A 5588-nucleotide genomic window follows, 5' to 3' on the forward strand; every position below is an offset into this window, starting at 1 on the left:
CGAGCGAGCCGAATCGCATGGTGATGATGTCGGGTGATATAGATTCACGTGTAAGTGATGTTATGGACTTTACGAGTGATTCACCGGGTGCTAACGATAACGCATCGGGCGTGGCAGGAGTAATTGAAGCAGCTCGCGTTTTAAGTAAATACAAATTTAATGGTTCGGTAGTTTACGCGGCGCTTTCGGGCGAAGAGCAAGGTTTGTTTGGCGGTAAAATATTAACGGCTTATGCACAAAAGCATAACTGGCAAGTTCATGGCGTTTTAAACAACGATATGATTGGCAATATTACCGGTATTAATGGGGTAACTAATAACACGACTGCACGTATATTTTCAGAAGGTACCCGTGTTGTAGAAACAAAAGAGCAAGCTAATACTCGGCGCTTTACAGGTGGTGAAGTCGATTCTGCGAGTCGTAATTTAGCTCGCTACATAGATACTATTGCTGACAGATACATTCCTAATTTAGATACAATGCTTGTATATCGATTAGATAGATTTGGTCGTGGTGGGCATCATCGCCCATTTAATGATGCAGGTTTTGCAGCAGTGCGTATTATGGAAACTAACGAGCACTACGATCGTCAGCATCAAGATTTACGCACTGAAAATGGTGTTGAGTATGGCGATACCATTGAAGGTGTTGATTTTGATTATACGGCTAAGTTAACTTCACTTAATGCGGTAACGATGGCGTCTATGGCGTGGGCACCCGCACCGCCAAAAGAAGTTAAAATAAAGGGCGCTGTTACAGCTGATACGTCGTTTTCATGGCAAGAAAGCAGTGATGAAAATATTGCTGGCTATAAAATTTATTGGCGTTACACGAGCGAGCCGCAATGGCAGTTTAGTAAATACGTTGGTAAGGTTTCACAGTACACACTTAAAAACGTAGTGATTGATAATTATTACTTTGGTGTAGCCTCTGTTAGTAAAGACGGTGTTGAGTCTCCAGTAGTTTTTCCGGGTGATGTAGGTTCGTTTGATCACAATATAAAATAATAGTTTGGCTAAAAACACAGCAAACAGAGCGCTTTAAGGTGCAAACGACCTTTTTATACTTGCACCTTATTTACTAAGCCCTTAGAGTGTTAAAAAAGAAGTAAAAGGTTATTAAAAATGCAACAACAAGAAAAAAAGCCGTTAACAGCAAAAGAGCAAGTTATAACTGATGAGCAAAGAATGCAGTGGCAACGCGAATGTTTTCAAGCAGCGCAAAAACATTTAGCCGAAAAGGGCATTATGCCAAAATCAGTAGTTGATAAAGACAGCCGATTTTTAGCACCACTTTGTGCAATGTGGAAATTTAAAGCCCAAAACGGTAAAACATATTGGGTAGTAACAGGGCGCTTACCTACAGATCATGCTGAAGTAAGTGCAGCTACAGATGCTCGCGATGCAATGCGTTATTTTTCTTTGCAGTGGCAATTAAAAGCGGATCAAATTATGAGTACAGGCGCGCGTGATAAAACGCAGGTAGATTTTGCTAACTTACTTATAAATAGAGCACATGGCTTGTACGAAATGTATGATAATGAACCACTATGGGCAAATGAACCAAAGTAACTACAGTTTGGGTTAAGTAAAAAAGTAGGGGGTGATAGCTTATTTATTGCCCTTTTCTTTATCTAATGGACAAGTGTGAAGGGAGTTGTATTAAACGCCGAAACAGAGCATTGCATACGTTGCCTAGGAATTCCCGCCTCCATAAAAACATTTCCTTGCTGAATAAAGCCATTTCGCTTAAAACGCTCTACCTCATTTAAAATACAATTAATGCTTACTTCTTCTATACCTTGGTTGGAAGCTAATTCAACAATAAAGTTGAGAAGCGATTTATATACTTTGCGATTACGGTGCTCGGGTAATACAGCTATTCTGCCGATTAAGCCATCTGTACACAGCCGACCTGTTGCAATAGGGCAGTTTGCATCGTCTGTAACAAGTACATGTAATGCAATTTTATCTAGGCTATCAAATTCGATGTGCTTGGGGATATGTAACTCGTAAACAAAAACTCGCTCTCGAATTTTTTGTAGCATATCTTTTTTTATATCCCATTCAACCTTATCAACCAGATAGCCCATTGCAAACTCCTATTGATAGCCAATTAAAATGAGTAAGCAATCACAGCAAAATTATTTAAGCCAATATCAGGTGAAAATTAAAATTTTTAACTAACCTGTATACATAATATTTTACGCTGCAAAATGCTCACCATTATTAATAAAATTGGTATTATTACTCTTGGTCTATATTAAACCAAAGCCCCTCATTAACAAGTGTAGTAAAAGTTTGAGTAAAAACTAAACTTGGGTTTGTTAAATTTAATGCTGAACTTTCAAATTCAGTATGATCGGTAAGTAGTTTTACCGCCGCTAAGTCAGTTAATGGCATAGCGTAATTTTCACCGTTTACACTTAATAACACTTCGGTATCGAGTTGCTGATAAATAGCACGCGTGCCACCTAAACGCTCAAACACAGTTTCTTCATCACTTAAATCATCGCTTATTTGCTCAGGTGTAAATGGAGGTTCTACTGGTGCTAAATCCATTTCATGTTTGGGCTGACTAAGCGTTGAGCCTAACCATTGTTTAAATAAATCGTCATTTTCTAAAAGTGCCGCCATCAGTGTTTTAACTTTATCTACTTCAAGGTTTGTAAGTTCACCTTTTGATTTTCTTAGTGTGATGTTGTGATCGGTATAACGTTTTTGTCCGCTTTCGGTATCAATAATATGATCGGCAAAGCTCGACAATAAATCTTGTTGATTTGGCGCTCTAAAACCAACTGAATAATTTAGTGCGTTTTCTACAGCGTAACCTTCGTGAGGGCACCCTGGTGGAATATACAAAATATCGCCAGGTTCTAATATGCAATCTATTACAGCTTCAAATGCTTCAACTTGTAGTAATTTTTTGTTTTGAGCAAACTGCTTAAGTGTTGGGTCGGGTAAGCCTACACGCCAATGACGTTTACCTTCGCCTTGAATAATAAATACGTCATATTGGTCTAAATGTGGACCAACACCACCATTAGGCGTTGAATAGCTGATCATTAAATCATCTATGCGCCAGTTGGGAATAAACCTAAATGGTTCTAGTAGTTGTGCAGCATCGCTATGCCAGTGATCAACTGCTTGCACGAGTAAAGTAGAGTGATCGTCTGTTAACTGCTCAAAGTCTTCAAATGGACCTTGGTGCGTTTGCCAGTCATTTTTATGATTGGTGATAATACGTGACTCTATGCTTTCTTCCATTGCTAGGCCGGCAAGTTCATTAGCATCAAGCGGGTCTTGAAAATTAGCAAAACCTTGTTTGATTAAAAGCGGCTTTTTTTGCCAAAAATGGCTTAAAAACTCTTGCTCAGACAAATTATTTATTTTTAATTGATACATACATTATGCCTACTAGTTAGTGCAATGGGGTTAAAACAAAAAAAGCGAAAGGATGATCCTTTCGCTTTTTAAAAGAGCAATTTAGTTTTTAAACTAAATCATCAATAAACTCAACAGCACGACCAATGTAATTAGCAGGTGTTAGTTTTTTCATTTCTACTTTAGCGTGCTCTGGAAGGTCTAAACCATCGATGAAGTCAGCCATTATTTCTTTGTTTACACGTTTACCGCGTGTTAAATCTTTAAGTTTTTCGTATGGCTTTTCAATGCCATATTTACGCATAACCGTTTGAATCGGCTCGGCTAGTAATTCCCAGTTTTGATCAAGCTCGTCAGCTAAACGTTGCTCGTTTACTTCAAGCTTACTTACACCTTTAAGTGTTGATTGGTATGCAATAATTGCATAACCCATACCTACACCTAGGTTACGTAATACGGTTGAATCAGTAAGGTCACGCTGCCAGCGAGAAACGGGTAATTTTTGTGCAAGATGAGCAAAAATAGCATTTGCTAAGCCTAAGTTACCTTCTGAGTTTTCAAAATCAATTGGGTTAACTTTATGTGGCATTGTTGATGAGCCAATTTCGCCAGCAATTGTTTTTTGCTTAAAGTGATTAAGGGCAATGTAACCCCACATGTCACGGTCAAAATCTAATAATATAGTGTTAAAACGTGCAATTGCGTCAAACAACTCTGCAATATAGTCATGCGGTTCAATTTGTGTAGTAAATGGGTTTAGTGTTAAGCCTAAACTTGATACAAATTTATCTGCATGAGTGTGCCAGTCGTAATCTGGGTATGCGCTAAGGTGAGCGTTGTAGTTACCAACAGCACCATTAACTTTACCTAGCATCTCTACTTGTGCAATTTGCCCGCGTTGACGTTTTAAACGCATATATACGTTAGCAAACTCTTTACCCATAGTTGATGGCGTAGCAGGTTGTCCGTGCGTACGAGTCATCATTGGGATTGTTTTGTATTCAATTGCTTTAGCTTTAATTGCGCTTAAAAGTTCATCGCAATAAGGAAGTAAAACGTTTTTACGCGCTTCGCTTAGCATTAAACCATGAGATAGATTGTTAATATCTTCTGAAGTACAAGCAAAGTGAATAAATTCGTTTATTGCATGAAGCTCACTGTTATCGGCGACTTTTTCTTTTAGTAGGTATTCAACCGCTTTAACATCGTGATTTGTAGTGCGTTCTATGTCTTTAACGCGTTGTGCATCAGCTTCACTGAAGTTATCTACAATGGCGTTTAGAAGTGCGTTAGCTTGTTCGCTAAATGCAGGCACTTCTTTAATATCGCTTGCTGCAGCTAACGCTTGCAACCAACGCACTTCAACGGTTACGCGGTATTTGATTAAGCCAAATTCGCTGAAAATACTGCGTAGTTCAGTGGTTTTGCTGCCGTAGCGACCATCCACTGGAGAGATAGCCGTTAACGCTGAAAGCTCCATAATAACTCCTAAATTTTAGTTTGAACGATAGTTAAATTTTTGTTTTAGCAATGGCGAGTATTTTTCTTTTTGCAAAGAAAAAGTGACGGCGTTTACCGCCCATTTGTCGCCATAATACTGCACTTCTAATGCCGGCGAGTAATAACGCACGGATTTTATTTTGAGTGAGCTGCTGTTTTAATAACTCGGGTTTACCATAAACCTGTATTCGGTGCCCAAGGGGGCTCAGCACCGACGAGTATATATCTGCTAAACCGGCAACAACGCTCTCATCGGTAATAGCAAAGTGGTCTAAACGACGATGAATATCATCAATTCGTTTACCTAATTCGTTTAAGCTTTTGTCGTTTGCACTGAGTGCTCGCTCAAGCTGCATTAAACCACCTACGTACTTTACAATTTCAACATCTTTTTGAGCGCCTGCGGTTAGCTGCGCCATTAATGTTTTGTAACCGTCACGTAAGTTGTCAGTACCTTGGTAAACATCTTCTGGCGATGCCGGAGATGTTTGAATAATACTTGAAAGTAAGATTTCTAAATCATGTTCGTTATTGTTGCCGTACTGAGCAATTTTTTGAACTTGTTTAGCAGTCTGGCACATGGCGGCAAGTGCCATGACTTGGTGTTCATTCATTACTTAATCACCGAATCAATAATACCACCACCTAAACACACATCTTCTGCGTAAAACACGGCTGATTGACCAGGCGTTACTGCTTTTTGTG

7 protein-coding genes are annotated in these 5588 nt (G+C 39.1%); 2 read left to right on the forward strand and 5 right to left on the reverse strand.

Annotated elements, in window-relative coordinates; genetic code table 11:
• The coding region (locus L654_RS0101880) for a M28 family metallopeptidase (protein WP_024607085.1) at window positions 1-1007 on the forward strand (1007 nt) is incomplete at its 5' end.
• Window positions 1008-1124: 117 nt separating this feature from the next.
• Window positions 1125-1571 carry a DUF4826 family protein gene (locus L654_RS0101885; RefSeq protein ID WP_007580192.1) on the forward strand — a complete coding sequence of 149 codons (447 nt, stop codon included), beginning with the start codon at window positions 1125-1127 and terminating at the stop codon, window positions 1569-1571.
• 62 nt (window positions 1572-1633) lie between these two features.
• Here the strand turns inward: L654_RS0101885 and L654_RS0101890 are convergent, their stop codons facing one another.
• The 5 genes from L654_RS0101890 to L654_RS1000000127705 form a co-directional block, all read right to left on the reverse strand.
• Complete coding sequence (locus tag L654_RS0101890) at window positions 1634-2092, reverse strand: GNAT family N-acetyltransferase (protein WP_010552647.1); 459 nt, start codon at window positions 2090-2092, stop codon at window positions 1634-1636.
• 154 nt (window positions 2093-2246) lie between these two features.
• Entirely contained in the window at window positions 2247-3404 is a 1158-nt protein-coding gene (locus L654_RS0101895) for a cupin domain-containing protein (protein ID WP_024607086.1), read from the reverse strand.
• Window positions 3405-3492: 88 nt separating this feature from the next.
• Window positions 3493-4863 (reverse strand): adenylosuccinate lyase, encoded by a 1371-nt coding sequence (gene purB / locus L654_RS0101900; protein ID WP_024607087.1) that lies wholly within the window; start codon window positions 4861-4863, stop codon window positions 3493-3495.
• Between the two features lie 31 nt (window positions 4864-4894).
• Window positions 4895-5497 carry a high frequency lysogenization protein HflD gene (gene hflD, locus L654_RS0101905; RefSeq protein ID WP_024607088.1) on the reverse strand — a complete coding sequence of 201 codons (603 nt, stop codon included), beginning with the start codon at window positions 5495-5497 and terminating at the stop codon, window positions 4895-4897.
• Window positions 5497-5588, reverse strand: a 92-nt coding sequence (locus tag L654_RS1000000127705) for an aminomethyltransferase beta-barrel domain-containing protein (RefSeq protein WP_139016086.1), incomplete at its 5' end; no start/stop codon positions are given. The genes L654_RS1000000127705 and hflD, both read right to left, overlap by 1 nt.

Origin of the sequence: Pseudoalteromonas sp. TAB23 (genome assembly GCF_000498075.1) — a bacterium.
Lineage (GTDB): Bacteria > Pseudomonadota > Gammaproteobacteria > Enterobacterales > Alteromonadaceae > Pseudoalteromonas > Pseudoalteromonas arctica.